Source organism: Cellulophaga lytica DSM 7489 (assembly GCF_000190595.1).
Classification (GTDB): domain Bacteria; phylum Bacteroidota; class Bacteroidia; order Flavobacteriales; family Flavobacteriaceae; genus Cellulophaga; species Cellulophaga lytica.
Window position 1 is genome coordinate 1752158 of sequence record NC_015167.1, and the last position, 17896, is coordinate 1770053.

Here is a 17896-nt window from a genome sequence, read left to right on the forward strand (position 1 = left end):
GATTTTATTGACTAAGAATAGTATATTTCGATAAACGGTTATTTATACTTATATTCAGTTTTCTTTTAACACTAAACCATAACTATGCTTCATAAAATTAATCTGGAACATGTGCTTTTTTTAGATATTGAAACAGTGCCTGAGTATGAGTATTATAACCAAATGACAGATGAAAAAAAAGAACTATGGGCACAAAAAACAGCCTATAAAAGGCAAGACGACTTTACGCCTGAAGAATTTTATGATAGGGCAGGTATTTGGGCAGAATTTGGTAAAATAGTATGTATATCTGTAGGGTATTTTAACACTAAAGGAGATGTACGTAATTTTAGAGTGACTACTTTTTTTGGAGAAGAAGATATTCTGCTAAAAGAATTTAAAAACCTGTTAACCACGCATTTTGCATCACCTAAATACGTTTTGTGCGCACACAATGGTAAAGAGTTTGATTTTCCTTACATTGCGCGGCGTATGGTTATTAACCGTATAGATTTACCACCAAAACTTAATTTATTTGGTAAAAAACCTTGGGAGGTGCCGCATATAGACACTATGGAACTTTGGAAATTTGGAGACTTTAAGCATTACACTTCATTAAAGCTAATGACCAATGTGCTTGGTGTACCATCACCTAAAGAGGATATTGATGGTAGTATGGTTAGGGATGTTTTTTATATAGATAATAATATAGACCGTATTGTAAAGTATTGCGAATTGGATGTTATTGCAATAGCCCAAGTTTTTCTTAGGCTACGCAATGAGGACTTATTGGTAGATGATGAAATTAAACGAGTGTAAACCACTAGTTACTCATTGTATTTAAGCTGTATAAAAACAGGAAAATGATCACTGTAACCACCAACGTATTTACGGCCAACATATGTTCTAAATGGTGTGCCTTTAAACTTGCCGTCAAACTCGGTTAAAAAATGCTCATCAAAAATATTAGCTTCTAAAAAACTATGCGTTCCTTTTTCATAATTTAAAAAACTATGAGATATAATTATTTGATCAAATAAGCTCCATTTTCTCTTGTAGCTGGCACTCCCTTTCTCAAAAGTTAGTAAATGCTCACTGGGGTTGTAAAACTTATTTGTATCCATTAATGTTTGTATGCTATCAGATTTTGGACTATCATTAAAATCACCCATAACTATGTAATTAGGGTTTGGATTTTTTTCTTCAATTTTAGCCATAAAGTTAATAAGCACTTTTGCAGCTTCAATTCTCTTATAATCTGTAGTAATTTTGCCTTCTCTTTTAGATGGCCAATGGTTTACAAAAACGTGTACTTCTTCACCATTTAATTTACCGTGTACATAAAGTATATCTCTTGTATTATCTACATCGCCATTAGTGTTTATAATATGTACGTGTATAGGCTCAGAATGTAAAACCGTAAAATAATCTTTATTGTAAATTAATCCGGTATCTATGCCACGCTCATCAGGAGAATCATAATGCACGTAATCATAATTTATACGTTCTAAATTACTATTAGTAACAAGGTCTTTAACAACATTTTCATTTTCCACTTCTGCAATACCAATAAGTACAGGAGGTTCTTTTGTGTTATGTGTTCCTATTTCCGATATGGTTTTTGTGAGTTTAAAAACCTTTTTCTTGTACCTATTATTTGTCCATCTTTTTTCACCTTTAGGAGTAAAATCATCATCTAAAGTTGTGGGGTCATCAATAGTATCAAACAGATTTTCTAAATTGTAAAAGGCAATTGTTACCAAATTAATCTTATTTTTTTATTTTAAAGTAGTAAAAAAAGTGTTTACTTTTTAATATTAGATGCTAAAATACAAAAATAGCTTAGCAAGTATTGATTAGATTTGCATTATAAATTAAACATATGCTAGAGAAGAAAGTCGTAGAATATGAAAGAGCGGTACTTATAGGAGTTATAAGTAGCACACAAACAGAGCAAAAGGTAAAAGAATATTTAGATGAACTAGAGTTTTTAACCTACACTGCCGGAGGAGAAGTTTACAAGCGTTTTGTACAAAAAATAGATAAGCCCAATCCTAAAACATATATAGGTAGTGGTAAAATGGATGAGGTTGCACAGTATGTAGAAGAACATAAAATTGGTTCTGTTATTTTTGATGATGAGCTAACACCTGGCCAGCAGCGTAATATAGAGCGCCATTTAAAATGTAAAATAGTAGATAGAACAACCCTTATCTTAGATATTTTTGCCCAACGTGCGCAAACAAGCTATTCTAGAACACAGGTAGAACTGGCACAGTATGAATACCTTTTACCAAGATTAACAGGTTTATGGACACACTTAGAGCGTCAAAAAGGTGGTATTGGTATGCGCGGTCCTGGTGAAACAGAAATAGAAACAGATAGGCGTATTGTACGTGACCGTATTACGTTACTTAAAAAGAAACTGTCTAAAATTGATAGGCAAATGGAAACCCAACGTGGTAACCGTGGAGCTTTAGTTAGAGTTGCTTTGGTTGGCTACACAAACGTAGGTAAATCTACATTAATGAATGTGGTAAGTAAAAGTGATGTTTTTGCTGAAGATAAACTATTTGCAACATTAGATACTACTGTACGTAAAGTTGTATTGGGGAACTTGCCATTTTTATTAAGTGATACTGTAGGTTTTATTAGAAAATTACCAACACAACTTGTAGAAAGTTTTAAAAGTACTTTAGATGAGGTTAGGGAGGCAGATTTGTTATTGCATATTGTAGACATATCACACCCTAATTTTGAGGACCACATTGCATCTGTACATAAAATTTTAGAAGAAATTAAGGCTGATGACAAAAAAACTATTATTGTTTTTAATAAAATAGATCAGTTTACACATGAGACTATAGATGATGATGATTTGGTAACCGAAAAAACCAAAATACATTTTACATTAGAAGAGTGGAAAAAAACGTGGATGCAGAAAGTAGGCGATAGGGCTTTGTTTATATCTGCATTAAATAATGAAAATTTAGATACGTTTAGAAAAAGGGTTTATGATGAGGTTAGAGACATACACGTAACGCGTTTTCCTTACAACAACTTTTTATACCCAGAGCATTTAGATGAATATTAAATGTTAGCGTAAATAAATTACTATTTATCTAGAAAAGCGCACTTTATCGGATAAAATGAACCGCTTATTTTTTATACAACAGAATAGAGCATGTTCACAACATAATTTGCCAGACTTTTAAGGTTCGCCATATCTTTACACTGTAATTAAGAAATAAGGGTTGTAAAAATCTAAATTTTAAAATTGCACAAACGATATTAAAACGCCTTTTTTCCCAAATCTGGCCTTTTCATAAAAATGATATAAAAAGATCCCAAATCTTATTATCAAATTTAACCTATAAGCCCTCTTTAGAGGGCTTTTTTAGTATTATAACCTTCCTTGTATGTTTTTTTAGTGTTTACTTGAATAATTTTTATAGTTTTGACTCACTAAAAATATGAGAATGAAACAGATAATTATTGCAGTTGTGTTGCTTTTTACGGTAAGTATGGGTGCACAAACTAAGAGCGACTTATTAACGCATTATAAAGCGTTTTACAAGCAAATGAAGTCTCAAGGAGATACACAAGGTATTATTAATGCCATTACACACCTAAATGTTTTGGAACCTAGTGAGGCACGTAAAGATACTTTGGCATTTTTATATGTAAACAGTAACCAAAATATGCAAGCATTGCGTGTAATTGGTGTAGATACAAAAGACAGTGACTCTAACCTTGCTGTACAAGTAAGAGCTTTAGCTTTAAAAGCTTTAGGAGATGTAAAAAGAGCTATAGCCCAGTTTGAAATTTTAAACAAAAGAACACCTAATACTTTTTTAGCGTATGAGTTGGCAGATTTAAAAATACAAACAGGAGACAAGGCAGGTGCTTTAGTTAATATTGAGTATGGTTTGGCTAATGCTAAAGATGATATGAAATATGCTTTTTATGAAAGACAACAACCTTATGAAGTGCCTATTAAAGCAGCTTTTTTACATTTAAAAGCATTAATTGAGTATAACAATGACCAGTCTAAACCAGATGTTGCTTTGGCATTAATTAATGAAGCATTAGCAATTGCGCCTAACTTTAACTTGGCTAGCTTAAGCAAGCAAGCTATTGAGGCAAGAAAGGCAGATGTAGAGACACCTAAAAAATAATAGTACCATTATAGAATAAAAAAAGGAGTGCTGTTAGCACTCCTTTTTTTATTGTCTTATATTTTTTAGCTTTTATTTTTGTTTTAATTGCTTTTTTAGCTCTAGGTCTTTATCTTTTTTAAGTTCAACCACCTTACTAACATTATCATTTGGTATGGCAATAGATAAAACATAGTGAGCTATTTTCCATTTTCCTTTTACTTTTTTAAGAACACCAGAACCACGGCAAATCTCCATTTGGGTATCTAGCAACTCATCAAACCAAGCAATTTTTTTAGATTTATCTAGATATATATTGCGTTCTAGAGCCGTAAAACTCCACGCCTTTCCTTTGTCAAAATAAGGTTTAGCAAAAGCTCTAAAATCTTTATTTTGCCAGTTTTCTGTTGCATCTGTACCTATAAAAACACCATCTTTTGTCATTAAGCCAAAGTAAGTATCAAAATTAGCATCGGCGGCAGCCTTATGCCAAGCATCTACAACCGTATTAATTTCAGTTTTTTGAGCAGTTACTTGTAAACTTGCAACTAGCATAATAAGTAATAATAGCTTTTTATTCATTTTCTAAAATTAAATTAGTGTCTAAAGTATTGTTAGCAATAATGTTAAACTGGTTTCTAAAGTTGTTGTAAGCAACAATTAGCTCAGAGGCTGGTTCTAAAACATCTAAACTATACTCTATTGCTGCCTTAGTTTTTAAGGTGTAGGTTTTAACAACAGTTTGCCTACTTTTAATATGAGGTTTGTTAAACTCTTCAGGATAAGCAGATTTTTCTAACTTTTTTTGAGCTTCAATAATTTGGTCTAAAGTTAAACGTAAGTCTTCATCATTTTCTGCCTTGTACATACCATCTATGGCAGTATTAAAATCTTTATACTCTTGCCAATTTTCTAAAACAGGAATTACTTTGGGGTCTAGCTTTATTTTTTTTGGTAGCTTTTTAGCATTAAAAGTAATTTCATCTAAAACTTGCGCTTCTTTTACGGTTTCTTTCTTGGTATTTTTGCAAGAAATAACGCTAAAAATCAATATAAAAAAAAGGAAAAATCTCTTCATAAGACGAAAGTATAAAAAAAGAATAAGATAAGAAGTTTGTTCACTTTCAATTCATTTATAAATTTAGTTAAATAAGTAGTAAATATGTAATTACCACTAAAGTTAATTTAATAAATATATCTTTGTAGCCTAACTTTAGAACACCAATTATTGTGCAAAAATCTATCTTAATTATAGGTGCCTGTGGGCAAATAGGTACAGAGCTTACTTTAGCTTTAAGAGAAAAACATGGTAACGATAATGTAGTTGCTAGTGATATTAGAGAGGGTGGTGAGGATCTTATGTCTAGCGGACCTTTTGAGCTTTTAGATGCTACCGATTATAAGGCTATAGAAAATGTTGTGATGCATTATGAAATAGAAGAGGTATACCTTATGGCTGCTATGTTAAGTGCTACTGCAGAAAAGTTTCCTATGCGTGCATGGGATTTAAATATGGGATCTCTTTTTAATGTTTTAAACTTAGCAAAAGACAAAAAAATTAATAAAATATTTTGGCCATCTAGTATTGCAGTTTTTGGACCTAATACGCCAAAAGAAAATACACCACAAAATACTATAATGGAACCAAGTACAGTTTATGGTATTAGTAAACAATCTGGTGAGCGTTGGTGTAGTTATTACCATAGTAAATATGGTGTAGATGTACGTAGTTTGCGTTACCCAGGGTTAATTAGTTGGAAAACACAGCCAGGTGGCGGAACTACAGATTATGCAGTAGAAATATACCATAAAGCATTAGAGGACAAGACATATACTTGTTTTTTGTCTGAAGACACAAAACTGCCAATGATGTTTATGGATGATGCTATTAGAGCTACTGTTTCTATTATGGAAACTGAAGCAGAAAACATAAAAGAACGCTCATCATACAACTTAGCAGCAATGAGTTTTACGCCAACAGAAATTGCTGCAAGCATACAAAAACAAATACCAGAGTTTAAAATTGATTATAATGTAGATTTTAGACAAGAAATAGCAGATTCTTGGCCGCAAAGTATTGATGCTTCTACAGCAGAAAAAGATTGGGGGTGGAAAGCAGAATTTGACTTAGAAAAAACCACAGAAACAATGTTAAAGAATTTAGCGAACTAAATTACTCATCATTACTAGAGTTTAAATTTATGTCTGGGATGGCTGTGGGGTTATCATTACTAAAGTCCTCATAGTCATCCTCGTCATAATTTTCCATAGTATGCTCTAGCTTGGCACTAATTTTCACAAGGTATTTAGTGTTGTTAGTTAATACTTCTACAGCTTCTATGGTTTCATTTTTGGCGTTTTTAAAAACAATAATATCATTATCGCCATATCCTGCCGGATAACGCTCTACCAATAATTTTAAGACTTCGGGAGTTAGCTTTTTAAAATCTACAATTACCCGTTTAAGATTATTCATAACTAATATATTTAGAGAATTGTAATACACGCAGTATGCGAGTTACTAAAATTAGTTTATTATCTTAAAAATGCAAAACCAATAAAGTTAATTGCATGTAAATTGTAGTAAGTGTTATTTTACGTGTTGGTAATGTCAGACTTACCACCAGTTTTCTTTAAAAGCCTTATATGGTGTATTTCTATGCCTTTGTCTATAGGTTTTAGCATATCGTACATATTTAACGCCACAACACTTGCGCCGTGCATGGCTTCTACCTCTACGCCAGTTTTGTAGTTTGTTTTTACCGTAATTAACACTGTAATTTCTAGATCATTAATTTGGTAGCTAATATCTGTATACTCAATTGGTAAAGGGTGGCAATCTGGCAATAATTCTGGTGTTTTTTTTACACCAAGTAAGCCAGCAGCTTTGCTCATAGCAAAAACATCTCCTTTAGGTACAGTTTTAGTATTAATAGCATCTATAGTTGCTTGTGAACTTACTTTAACTACAGCTTGTGCAACAGCTGTTCTAAGCGTAATAGCTTTGTGTGTAATATCTACCATTATTATTTATTTACTTTCCATTGGTAAGAACTGTCTTCAAAAATTTCTTTGCCAAATACAGGCACTTCTGCTTTAATTTCTTCTACAACATAATTAAGCGCATCAAAAACAACCTGCCTGTGTGGAGCAGAAACAAAAACAAACAAACATATTTCACCAACATTTACAATGCCTTTACTATGGTAAATGTGCATACAAGTAATGTTAAATTTAGAAAAGGTATTTTCTTTTATTTCATGAAATTTAAGATTAGCCATTTCTTCATAAGCAGTGTATTCTATAGCTTTTACGGTATTGTTATCAATTTTATCTGCTCTAACCTGACCTAAAAATATATTGTGCGCACCAATTTGTGTTTTGCTTTGGTGCTTGGCAATAGCTTCGCCAATAAAAGCGCTAGATATTGCACCTTCTTTAAACACATTTTTTATTTTATCATTCTTCATAAATCTAATGTAAAAACTGTTTGTTTTGTAAAAAGTAAAAATACTGTTTTTTAATGATAATTGTTGCTTGTATAATATAGAGTAGTTGCAAAAATCATTGATAATCTTTTATTTAAATACAATAAGTAAGTATTAAAAATGTAATTAACATACTATATAGCGCTTTATTTTATCTTTTTGTTATTTTTGTGTAGATGCTAACTTGTTTAGAATCTAAGGACTAATTAACTCTTAAAAACAGAACAATGAAAATTACTAACAAATCACTACTTATGGTAGGTTTGGTTGGTGCTTTGACGGTTACCTCTTGTAAAGATGGTAAAAAAGAAACAGCAGCAACAGAAACAGAAACTAAAGAAGTAGTAAAAATTCCTGGTATTGTACTGGAGAATATGGATACCAATGTGGATCCTAAGCAAGATTTTTACAACTATGTTAATGGTAGTTGGATGAAGAATACAGAAATTCCGGACGATAGATCTAGTTGGGGAGGTTTTTCTGTACTTCGTAAGTCTACAGATGCAGATGTTTTAGAAATTATTAAAGATGCTAAAGAAAGTGGCAAGTACGGTGCAGACACAGACCAAGCTAAAGCTTTAGCTATTTTTGAAACAAAATTAGATACTACAGCAAGAAACAAGGCTGGTATAGACCCAATAAAGCCTGCTTTAAAAGCAATAGAGGAAGTTAAAAACTTATCAGATTTACAAACAGTTCTAGCAAAAAATCCAGCGGTTTCTTCTCCGTTTATTGGGTTTAGTGTACGTGCAGATTTAAATAACTCTGCAATGAATGCTGTTTATATGGGTGGTGCTGGCCTTGGTTTACCAGACCGTGACTACTATTTAGAACAAGATAGTAAGTCTAAAGAAATTAGAGAACAGTATAAAAAGTACGTTTCTAAAATGTTACAAATGTTAGGAGATTCTAAAGAAGATGCAGACCAAGCGGCTGTAACTATTTTAGCTTTAGAAACTAAATTGGCAGAACCTCGTTTAGACAAAGTAGAGAGTCGTGATGCAAGAAACTTTAACAACCCTAAAACTGTTGCAGAAACAGATGCAATGCTATCTTCTTTAGATGTTAAAAAAATGATTGCAGATTTAGGAATGACAAAAGAGTTTGATACTATTTTGGTAACACAACTAAAGTACACAGCTGCATTAGATAAATTATTAAAAAACACACCTATTGAAGATTTAAAAACTCTTGTAAAATGGGACACTTTTAACGGTGCTGCAGGTAGGTTAACTACAGCTACAGAAACTGCTAGTTGGGAGTTTTACAGCAAGTATTTAAGAGGCGCTAAAAAACAACGCCCAGCAGATGAGCGTGCTTTAGCAACTGTAAACGGTACAGTGGGTGAGGCTTTAGGTAAATTATATGTTGATGCTAAATTTCCGCCAGAAGCAAAAGTTAAGGCAGAGAAAATGATTGCTAATGTAATTACCGCTTATAAAAACCGAATTAAGAAATTAGATTGGATGAGCGAGGATACTAAGGTTAAAGCAATTGAAAAATTAGACAAATTCACTGTAAAAATTGCATACCCAGACAAATGGGAAGATTATTCTGCTATGGAAGTAGCTGCAGATAAATCTTATTTTGAGAATATGACAGCTGTGGCTAAATGGGGTAGAGATAAAAACTTTGCAGAAATTGGAGAGCCAGTAGATAAGAGTGAGTGGGGAATGTCTCCGCAAACTGTTAATGCATATTTTAACCCAATGAACAATGAGATTGTTTTTCCTGCTGCAATTTTACAACCTCCTTTTTATAACTATACAGCAGATGATGCTGTTAACTATGGTGGTATTGGTGCTGTAATTGGTCATGAAATATCTCATGCTTTTGATGATAGTGGTGCTCGTTTTGATGCAGATGGTAACCTTAAAAACTGGTGGACAGATGAAGATTTAGCTGCTTTTACAGAAAGAGGTGATGCTTTAGCTGCACAGTACAGTAACTTAGAGGTGTTAGATAGCGTTTATGTAAACGGTAAATTTACTTTAGGTGAAAATATTGGTGATTTAGGTGGTGTTTTAGGTGCTTATGATGGTTTACAACTATTATTTGAAGAAAACGGAAGACCAGAAGATATAGATGGCTTTACAGCAGAACAACGTTTCTTTATGTCTTGGGCTACTGTTTGGAGAACTAAATCTAGAGATGAGGCTTTACGTAACCAAGTAAAAACAGATCCGCATTCTCCAGGAATGATTAGAGCGGTACAACCTTTATTAAATATTGATGCCTTTTATGAAGCATTTGATATTAAAGAAGGAGATCCTATGTATGTTGCTCCAGAAAAAAGAGTACGTATTTGGTAGTTTTAAACTAACAATCACATAATTTTATAAAGTAAAGGCTACTCCTAAAAGAGTAGCCTTTACTTGTTTTTATTGATTTAAAACTACTTATTTAGTTTATTAACTATAAAAATAGTTGCATAACTAAAAAAATAGGTTTAAGTTTGGTTTCTGATAAATTCGAGTTGTAATACATACAATATGAAAAAGTTAACAAACAAAGAGGAAGAAGTACTTAAAATTTTGTGGAAGCTAGAAAAAGCTTTTGTTAAAGATGTTTTGGCAGAATTTAAAGAAGATAAGCCACATTACAATACGCTATCTACTATGATTAGGAATTTGGAGGAAAAAGGATATGTTAGTCATACTGCATACGGCAACACTCATCAATACTACCCAATAGTAGAGAAAGAAGTGTACAGAAAAGGATTTATGAGTAGGGCAATTACAGACTTTTACAGCAACTCATACAAGAGTTTGGTGTCTAATTTTGTTAATGAAGATAAAATTAGCGTAGATGAACTAAAAGAGATTATTAACCATATAGAAAACAATAAATAATGGAGTATTTAATTTTTATTGCTAAAAGTAGTTTGGTTATAGCCTTATTTTTTATTTGTTTTCAGGTGTTTTTACGTAACGAAACATTTTTTAAAGCTAAAAGATGGTTTTTGCTAGCGGGTATATTTGTAGCAATGGCATTTCCTTTTTTAATTATAACCAAGGTAGTTTTTGTAAATACTCCTGTTGTAGATTTTAATCAATTAACCAATACGGTTGTCAATCAGTCATCAGTAGAAAATATAAATTGGTGGTTGGTAATTTTGACTGTTTACGCTATGGGTTGTATATTTTTCTTAGGTAGATTTTTAGTGCAACTAGCATCTTTATTTAGTTTAATTAATAAAGGAACAAGCACAAGAGTAGGTAAATATAAAATGATTGAGGTTACTGCGGATACCAGTGCGTTTTCATTTTTTAATTACATAGTTTACAATCCAAGTTTACACACAGCAAATGAGCTTAAAACAATTATTAAGCACGAAGAGTTACACGCTAAGCAAAAACACTCTCTAGATATGTTACTTACACATTTGTTATGTGTATTGCAATGGGCAAACCCGTTTGCTTGGTGGTACAAAAAAATGGTTTCTGTAAACTTAGAGTACCTTGTAGATGATGCAATTGTATCTCATCAAAATAAAAAAGAATACCAGTATTTGTTATTGCAACAGTCTGTACATAGTATGGCATCTTTATCAGTAACCAATACATTTTTTAATTCACTAGTTAAAAAACGTATTGTAATGCTCAACAAAAGCAAGTCCAGAAAAGAAAGCATACTAAAAATGGGGTTGGTAATACCAATGTTGTTTTGTGCTGTTGTTGCATTTAATACAAAAACTATTGCCCAATCTAAATCTGTTTCTAATGACTTAGTTAGTGTGACTCCTAAAATAACAGTTGTTGAAAATAGTAAAACTATAAGAGTAAAAGACTCTGTTAAAACTTTAGAAAATAAAGCTAAAAAACAAGCTAAAGCTGCTCATGTGCAATCAAAAGAAAAGCAGGCAAAAGTGTCTAACACATTTAATTTTCAAATAGAAGATAATGCGCAAGCTACTATTACTCCTGTTTCTATGACTACGCCAATACGTGAAGTCAAAACACCTAAAAATTCTTATTTAACAAGTAAAAAACCTTTAATAATTATAAATGGCGAGGTAATGCCAAGTTCTTTTGATATGAATCTGTTAATTCCTGAAAATATTGAGCATATAAATATCTTTAAGAGTCAATCTGCTATAGATAGGTTTGGTAAAAAAGGAGAAAATGGTGTGGTAGAAATTACAACAAAAAAATAAAAATCAATCTTTAATCAATTAAAAACGAACAGTTATGTTACAAAAAATGAAATCAGTAAAAATAAAAATTAGTGCAGTAGCTATTGCATTACTAATTTGTATGTTAGGGTCAAATGTACAAGCACAATCTAGTAATTTTTCTTTTGTAGGATCAACAAGTAAAGAAAAAATAAAATTGCTAACCATAGACATATTACCTACTACTACAGCTAATGATTTAGCAGGTTTTAGTAAAGACGCAAAAAAGGAAGGTGTAACTTTATCTTTTAGTGATGTTAAACGTAATGATGAGGGAGAGATAACAAGCATATCTGCTACATATAAAACTAAAGACAACGCAACAGAAACATACAAAAAAGAGAAAAAGTGGGGTATAGAGCCTTTCTATTTTTATTTTTCTGTGAAGGAAAAAGACAAAAGTGTTGTATCGGTTGGATTTAAGGCTAAAAATAACAATCAGCTTTCTAACATACTTTTTGTTGTAAACGGACAAGAAGTTCCTAAACCTTTTGATGTTGGTATGATGGATCCTGAAGATATAGAGGCTATAAATGTTTTGAAAAATGAAAGTGCAACAGCTAAATACGGTTCTAGAGGTAGAGATGGTGTTATTGAAATAACTTTAAAGTAAAAAATGAAGAAAATATGTAATATAGTACAGAAATACACTTGTGTTTCTGTACTTTTTTTATGTCTTGGAAGTACATTTAATACCATTGCACAAGATAAAAAAATAGCCAAGCCAAAAATGATTTTTATTGTTGAAGGCAAAGAAGTAACAGAAGAATACCTTTTGGTTTTGCAAAAAGAAAATAAGATAAAAGCAATGCATAATGGTGTTTCTAAAAAAGAGAAAAAAGCCATTGTAAAACGTTTTAAAGAACGATTGGATAACAACTTTGTAATGAAAATAGAAACCTTTTCTGATGAAGAAATATTAGCCAATAAAAAGAAACAGCTAGTTAAGAGTAAGTCTAAACGTAAAGAAGTAAAAGTTGCAAAAAAAGAAGCGGTATCTGCTTCTAAAATTAAAGTTGGTGATACTATTGCTGCTTTTGCCCTAGAAGATATAAATGGAGATGTTTTAAAAAGGGAAGACTTAAAGGGCAAAGTAGTATTGTTAAATTTTTGGGCTACTTGGTGCGTACCTTGTTTACGAGAATTTTATGAAATACCAGAAGTTATTTTGGAACCAAATACTGGTAAAAACTTTGTGTTTATACCAGTCTCTGTTGGAGAAAACCGCTCTACTGTAGTTAAAAAAATGACCGAGCTTAAGGATAGAGGAGTAGACTTTAACGTATATTTAGATCCTAAAAATGAGTTTTACAGTGGCTATAGAAAGCAAGGAATACCGCTAAACTATATAATAGATAAAAATGGAGTGGTTGTTTATATTTCTATGGGCTATAATGAAGATAATCTACAGAAATTAGCAGCTAAAATTAAGCAACTTGTAGACTGATATTTTACTAAAAAAAAGCTTCAAACTATTGGTAAAACCTTTAGCTTGAAGCTTGTTATATTTTTTAAGTTATATTATTTAATGTAAACGGTCTTTTTGTTTACAAACTCTAACATACCTTCTTTAGACAATTCTCTGCCGTAACCAGAGGCCTTTGTGCCGCCAAAAGGCAATCTTGGGTCAGATTTTACCATTTCGTTTACAAAAAACGCACCATCTTCAATTTTGTCTATTGCTTGTCTGGCTGCATCTATATCCTCTGTAAATAACATAGCTCCTAATCCAAATCTGGAGTTGCTTGCAAGCTCTAAACTGTGTTCTTTATTATTTGCCTTTGTAATTGCAGCTACTGGTCCAAATGTTTCTTCCTTAAAAACAGGCATATCCTCTGTAACATTTGTGAGTATGGTTGGTGCATAATTAGCACCATTAAGCGTATTGCCTAAAATTACTTTTGCTCCTTTTTGTACCGACTCATCAACTTGTTTTTTTAATTCTTCAGCCAAATCATTGCGAGCCATAGAAGCCATAAAAGTTTCATCATCTTCAGGGTTTCCAACTTTTAAAGATTCAACTTCTTTTTTAAACCTATCTAAAAACTCATCATATATTCCCTCTTCAACAATAAAACGCTTAGCAGCAATACAGCTTTGTCCTGTGTTTTGAAACCTAGCTTTTACCATAGTTGGTATATAGGTATCTAAATCTGCATTATCCCACACAATACACGCGTTGTTACCACCCAATTCTAGTACAGATTTCTTTAGGTTTTTACCAGCAATACTAGCTATAGATTTACCAGCTTTTTCGCTGCCAGTTACACTAACAGCTTGTATAAAACTGCTTTCTAAAACAGATTCTGTTGCTTTATGGTCTGCAATTATTGTTTGAAAACAACCCTGTGGATACCCAGCATCTGTAAATAAATCTTGTATGGCTAATGCACAACCAGTTACATTTGCAGCGTGTTTTAAAACACCAACATTACCAGCAGTTAGCGTAGGAACAGCAAATCTAAAAACTTGCCAAAAAGGGTAGTTCCATGGCATTACTGCTAGCACACCACCAATAGGATCATAACTAATAAAACTTTCTTGTGCTTCTGTGTCTATAATAGCGTCACTTAAAAAGTTATCTGCGTTTTTAGCATAAAAATCGCATAACCAAACGCATTTATCTATTTCCGCTCTACTTTGTGCTATTGGTTTTCCCATTTCTGCGGTCATCAAAGCAGACAAATCTTCGCGTTTTTTTTCTAATTGTTTGGCTAATTTTTTTAATAAAGAAGTACGTTCTTTAATGCTGGTTTTTTTCCAACTTTTAAACGTTTTCTCTCCTGTTAGTAAAACAGAGTCTATTTCTTGTTTTGTATGTAAATTGTATGTTTTTATATCTTTTCCGTTAAACGGATTTATAGTTGTTATTGTATTGCTCATAGTTGTGATAATTAAAAAATTAGTACTTTTTGCTTTTCAAAATTAAGCAAGATAAAAGTTCTTCTTTGCTGCAAAGCATTAAATTATTGCTAGTATAAAGTTACTTCTTTTTCTTTTTTTCGTTACTCTTATCGGCTCCTTTTTCTGCATCTTTAAAGGCAACATTATCATCTACCTTACCTTTAAAAGCTGAGATCCATGCATTTTTAAAAATGTTGGTTACTGTTGGTAGTATTTTAGTTTTTACATTGGTTAAATCTCCTTCTACAGGAACTTTAGTTGCCAATGTATTTTGTTTCTGGTTTTTTAATATAAACTTAAAAAAGCCCACAAAACCTTCCCATAGGGTTTCAAAAAATCCATCTTCCTTACTAATAAGTTTAGCGTCTTTTAAAATAGGTTTAAAATACCCAGTTAAAAAACCATCTGCAATAGCAATTTCACTATACAAATTAAAGTTACCTTCTTTAAAATCTATGCCGCTATAGTGATTTGTAAAATTGTTTAAGGCAGTTGCATTTGCATTTTCTAAAGCTAAGGAAACATCTATATTAGGAATCTGCTTTACCAAATCCATTTTACCGTCTAGTTTTAATTTACCGTTTCCTATAGATACTGCCGTGGCATTAATAGTAGAAGGTAGGTTGCGCTTTTTTTGCACAACATTTCTAAGGTTATTTGCTTGTAAATTTATGTCTCTTAAATGTAAATCTATACTAGGACTAGTATTAATTTCTACAAAAGCAGCTTTTCCGTTGGTAATAGTTAAGTGGTTAATATCTATAGGAACTATGTCTGTTAATGCTTTAGACCAATCTTCTATATCTGTACTGTCTGTAGTTTTATGATCTTCAAAAACATAAATTATACTGGGCTTAGTTAAATACAACTCACTTACAATTTCACCGTTTAAAAGAGCTCTCCATTGTATAGATATATCTGTTTTATCTACAGCAATAAAAGGAACTTGTGATTTGGCTTCTTTTTTGTTTAAATACAAACCATTAATTACGTATGCACCGCGAATTAAAGAAATGTCTATATCTTTTACGTGACCATAATACCCTGGTATTTCTGCTAAAACATTGTTTACATAATTTTTTACAAGCGTAGGTAAAAGTAGGCGTGCCACTATTACAATAGTTAGTATTGTTAGTGGTATTACATACCTTTTCTTTTTATATATTTTACGCTTACTCACTATGTTATTGGTTATTGTTGTTAGATTTAATTTTGATGTGCTTTTCTACATCTGATGGTGTTTTAATTACATAAAACTTATCTGCATTAATTAAAATAGCGTAGGCTAGTGTTTCTGGGCTATTTTGAAGCACTTTAATACAATCATCAGTAGTAATATCTACTTTGTCTTCACCGTAAATTTCTATAAAATTTGGATGGTCTTGATCTATTAAATCGCATATATTAATGTTTAGTTTATCTGCAATTTCTGCCCATTGTGTGCCAGTAATTTTTGTTTTAGAATTGTCTATGGTAAGTACTTCTTTTTCTGCAGATTTTACATAGCCAATAGTTTGTTTTCCTATGCTATTTTCTGAATTGTATATTAAAGTTACTTTATTATTATCTGTTGCAATTACTCCCATTTTGTTTGTTTTTGTGTGTTAAACTTTATTTTTTGTGGTGTTTTACTCCTTTTTTGTGCCTTTTCCGGTTAAAGCGTCTAGCAGTCCGTTATTAATATTAATCCATAAATAGTTAAAAAACGATTTTGTTGTATTGCGTTCTACTTCAATTTCTCCGTACCTAAAGTTGGTAGGGTTTTGCCTAGAGTCTTTTTTAATTAATAAGTTTCCTAGTTTTGTTAATAGCTTATTTACACCTAGTCTGTCTTTTTTTAATACCTTAAACTTAAAGTTGTTGTAGTTTATTTTTAAATCTCCTAGAGCAGTTTGTTTGTTGCCGCTAACGGTAAAGTACATGCGTTGCATATCACCTTCTGCTTTAACGCGTAGGTTGGTATTTAAAAAAGGATTTATGCTAGGGATATCTAAATTTTTAAAATTTCCCCAAGCCTTAAAAAAGTCTGTTTTTTTTAAGGTATTAAAACTCCAATTTAACTCTAAAGGTGTTTTACCCATTAGTAAAGAGTTTGTGTGTACAACCGTTTTAATGTTTTTATGATTTTGTAGATTAGAAATGGTTGCATTTAAGTTTGTAAAAGTTAATTTTTCTGGAGTTATGTTTTGTTCTAATTTTTCTTGATAGGCAATTTTTCCCTGATTAATTATTAACCTAGTAATTGCTAAATTAAAGGGTAAATCTCTTAGCATTTTACTATACATTGGCTTGTAGCTAAAATCATCGGCAATTAATTTGTCTCTATATACCTCTAGGTTTGGTTTATGAATAGTAAAGTTAGCTATGCCAATGAGTACTTTATTACCTGCAAAACTATAGTTGCAATTATTTATGTGTATGCTGGGTACTTTAAGCTTTACATAGTCACGTTCTGTTTTTATTTTTTGGGATAATTCTTTTTTAGTGTATTTGGTGTTTAGCAGAAGATTTTTAACGGTAAATGACTCGTTTTTAACATCTAATTCATCAACTAAAAGCTCTTCAAACTGGCCTAAATTAGCACGCAATTTTTGGGCAGATATGCTACTGTTTTTATACGTTATTGGTAATTTGTTTGAAGTGCTATTTGTGTTTATCGTTACACCTTTTAAGCTAATAAAAATACGTTTTGCGGCAGCAGTGGTATCAATTTTATTGGTCATAAAATTTACTGTGCCGTTTGTGGTTTTAAATTCTGCAATAGTAATAGGCTTGGCTAGTATTCCGTGTTTTTTAGTTTTGTTAGATTTTTCTGCCGTATTTAATTGGGTGTTGTGGGTTAATTTTGGGTTGTATATAGTAAGTTTATTTGCACCAAGCTTTTTGTGTATTAATAGGTTGGTGTAGCCAATGTTTTTAACCGCTATTTTTTGTGCCTTTAATAGTGTTTTTATCTTGCTACTATCTTTAGTTAACTCTTTAAAAACAATGTTATTTAAAGTAATGTTACCTAATAAAATATTAATATTTATGCTATTGTAACTTACTTTAATGTGGGGAGGCAAATTGTACTGTAAATGTTGTGTTATTGTATGCTTGGCATATAAATAAGTACCTAAAAGAGCAGTTAAGCACAATACAATTGTAGCTATGGTAATTTTTAATATGTTACTCTTTTTTTTTGTCATAGTTTG

At 31.6% G+C, this 17896-nt stretch carries 19 protein-coding genes; 9 read left to right on the forward strand and 10 right to left on the reverse strand.

All coding sequences use genetic code 11. The features are described from left to right. Positions 1 to 84: 84 nt before the first annotated feature. The gene (locus CELLY_RS07880) at positions 85 to 798 is read left to right on the forward strand and encodes a 3'-5' exonuclease (RefSeq protein ID WP_013621137.1); all 714 of its coding nucleotides are present in this window, start codon (positions 85 to 87) and stop codon (positions 796 to 798) included. Between the two features lie 8 nt (positions 799 to 806). On the opposite strand, the gene CELLY_RS07885 is transcribed toward CELLY_RS07880, so the two are convergent. Continuing rightward, positions 807 to 1742, reverse strand: a complete 936-nt coding sequence (locus CELLY_RS07885) for an endonuclease/exonuclease/phosphatase family protein (RefSeq protein ID WP_013621138.1) — start codon at positions 1740 to 1742, stop codon at positions 807 to 809. Positions 1743 to 1861: 119 nt separating this feature from the next. Between CELLY_RS07885 and hflX the strand changes: the two genes are divergently transcribed. Both hflX and CELLY_RS07895 read left to right on the forward strand, forming a co-directional pair. Then, positions 1862 to 3073, forward strand: a complete 1212-nt coding sequence (hflX, locus tag CELLY_RS07890; RefSeq protein WP_013621139.1) for a GTPase HflX — start codon at positions 1862 to 1864, stop codon at positions 3071 to 3073. Positions 3074 to 3458: 385 nt separating this feature from the next. Next, complete coding sequence (locus CELLY_RS07895) at positions 3459 to 4157, forward strand: hypothetical protein (RefSeq protein ID WP_013621140.1); 699 nt, start codon at positions 3459 to 3461, stop codon at positions 4155 to 4157. A 72-nt stretch (positions 4158 to 4229) separates the two neighbouring features. Here CELLY_RS07895 and CELLY_RS07900 read toward each other — a convergent pair whose 3' ends face one another. Further along, on the reverse strand, positions 4230 to 4718 hold the full coding sequence (locus CELLY_RS07900; RefSeq protein ID WP_013621141.1) for a nuclear transport factor 2 family protein: 489 nt from the start codon (positions 4716 to 4718) through the stop codon (positions 4230 to 4232). Next, positions 4711 to 5214 carry a hypothetical protein gene (locus tag CELLY_RS07905; RefSeq protein WP_013621142.1) on the reverse strand — a complete coding sequence of 168 codons (504 nt, stop codon included), beginning with the start codon at positions 5212 to 5214 and terminating at the stop codon, positions 4711 to 4713. The genes CELLY_RS07900 and CELLY_RS07905 overlap by 8 nt, the downstream gene beginning before the upstream one ends. 152 nt (positions 5215 to 5366) lie before the next feature. Between CELLY_RS07905 and CELLY_RS07910 the strand changes: the two genes are divergently transcribed. Next, positions 5367 to 6308 carry an NAD-dependent epimerase/dehydratase family protein gene (locus CELLY_RS07910; RefSeq protein WP_013621143.1) on the forward strand — a complete coding sequence of 314 codons (942 nt, stop codon included), beginning with the start codon at positions 5367 to 5369 and terminating at the stop codon, positions 6306 to 6308. A gap of 1 nt (position 6309) precedes the next feature. Here the strand turns inward: CELLY_RS07910 and CELLY_RS07915 are convergent, their stop codons facing one another. From CELLY_RS07915 to CELLY_RS07925, 3 genes are all read right to left on the reverse strand, one after another. After that, complete coding sequence (locus CELLY_RS07915) at positions 6310 to 6612, reverse strand: hypothetical protein (RefSeq protein WP_013621144.1); 303 nt, start codon at positions 6610 to 6612, stop codon at positions 6310 to 6312. A 119-nt stretch (positions 6613 to 6731) separates the two neighbouring features. Then, positions 6732 to 7160: a cyclic pyranopterin monophosphate synthase MoaC gene (gene moaC, locus CELLY_RS07920; protein WP_013621145.1), complete on the reverse strand. Its 429-nt coding sequence runs from the start codon at positions 7158 to 7160 to the stop codon at positions 6732 to 6734. Between the two features lie 2 nt (positions 7161 to 7162). Next, positions 7163 to 7606: a molybdenum cofactor biosynthesis protein MoaE gene (locus tag CELLY_RS07925; RefSeq protein WP_013621146.1), complete on the reverse strand. Its 444-nt coding sequence runs from the start codon at positions 7604 to 7606 to the stop codon at positions 7163 to 7165. Positions 7607 to 7851: 245 nt separating this feature from the next. On the opposite strand from CELLY_RS07925, the gene CELLY_RS07930 reads away from it, so the two are divergent. The 5 genes from CELLY_RS07930 (at position 7852) to CELLY_RS07950 (ending at position 13245) form a co-directional block, all read left to right on the forward strand. Next, entirely contained in the window at positions 7852 to 9936 is a 2085-nt protein-coding gene (locus CELLY_RS07930; RefSeq protein WP_013621147.1) for a M13 family metallopeptidase, read from the forward strand. 180 nt (positions 9937 to 10116) lie between these two features. Further along, positions 10117 to 10476, forward strand: a complete 360-nt coding sequence (locus tag CELLY_RS07935; RefSeq protein WP_013621148.1) for a BlaI/MecI/CopY family transcriptional regulator — start codon at positions 10117 to 10119, stop codon at positions 10474 to 10476. Continuing rightward, complete coding sequence (locus tag CELLY_RS07940) at positions 10476 to 11780, forward strand: M56 family metallopeptidase (RefSeq protein ID WP_013621149.1); 1305 nt, start codon at positions 10476 to 10478, stop codon at positions 11778 to 11780. The genes CELLY_RS07935 and CELLY_RS07940 overlap by 1 nt, the downstream gene beginning before the upstream one ends. A 46-nt stretch (positions 11781 to 11826) precedes the next feature. Then, positions 11827 to 12411 carry a TonB-dependent receptor plug domain-containing protein gene (locus CELLY_RS07945; RefSeq protein WP_042256814.1) on the forward strand — a complete coding sequence of 195 codons (585 nt, stop codon included), beginning with the start codon at positions 11827 to 11829 and terminating at the stop codon, positions 12409 to 12411. A gap of 3 nt (positions 12412 to 12414) precedes the next feature. Beyond that, positions 12415 to 13245, forward strand: a complete 831-nt coding sequence (locus tag CELLY_RS07950) for a TlpA family protein disulfide reductase (protein WP_013621151.1) — start codon at positions 12415 to 12417, stop codon at positions 13243 to 13245. Positions 13246 to 13319: 74 nt separating this feature from the next. Here the strand turns inward: CELLY_RS07950 and CELLY_RS07955 are convergent, their stop codons facing one another. From CELLY_RS07955 to CELLY_RS07970, 4 genes are all read right to left on the reverse strand, one after another. Next, positions 13320 to 14681, reverse strand: coding sequence for an NAD-dependent succinate-semialdehyde dehydrogenase (locus CELLY_RS07955; protein ID WP_013621152.1), 1362 nt, complete (start codon positions 14679 to 14681; stop codon positions 13320 to 13322). Positions 14682 to 14781: 100 nt separating this feature from the next. Further along, the gene (locus CELLY_RS07960; protein ID WP_013621153.1) at positions 14782 to 15882 is read right to left on the reverse strand and encodes an AsmA family protein; all 1101 of its coding nucleotides are present in this window, start codon (positions 15880 to 15882) and stop codon (positions 14782 to 14784) included. Between the two features lie 4 nt (positions 15883 to 15886). Beyond that, complete coding sequence (locus CELLY_RS07965) at positions 15887 to 16288, reverse strand: hypothetical protein (RefSeq protein WP_013621154.1); 402 nt, start codon at positions 16286 to 16288, stop codon at positions 15887 to 15889. Positions 16289 to 16330: 42 nt separating this feature from the next. Continuing rightward, positions 16331 to 17890: a DUF748 domain-containing protein gene (locus tag CELLY_RS07970; protein ID WP_013621155.1), complete on the reverse strand. Its 1560-nt coding sequence runs from the start codon at positions 17888 to 17890 to the stop codon at positions 16331 to 16333. Positions 17891 to 17896: the final 6 nt, after the last annotated feature.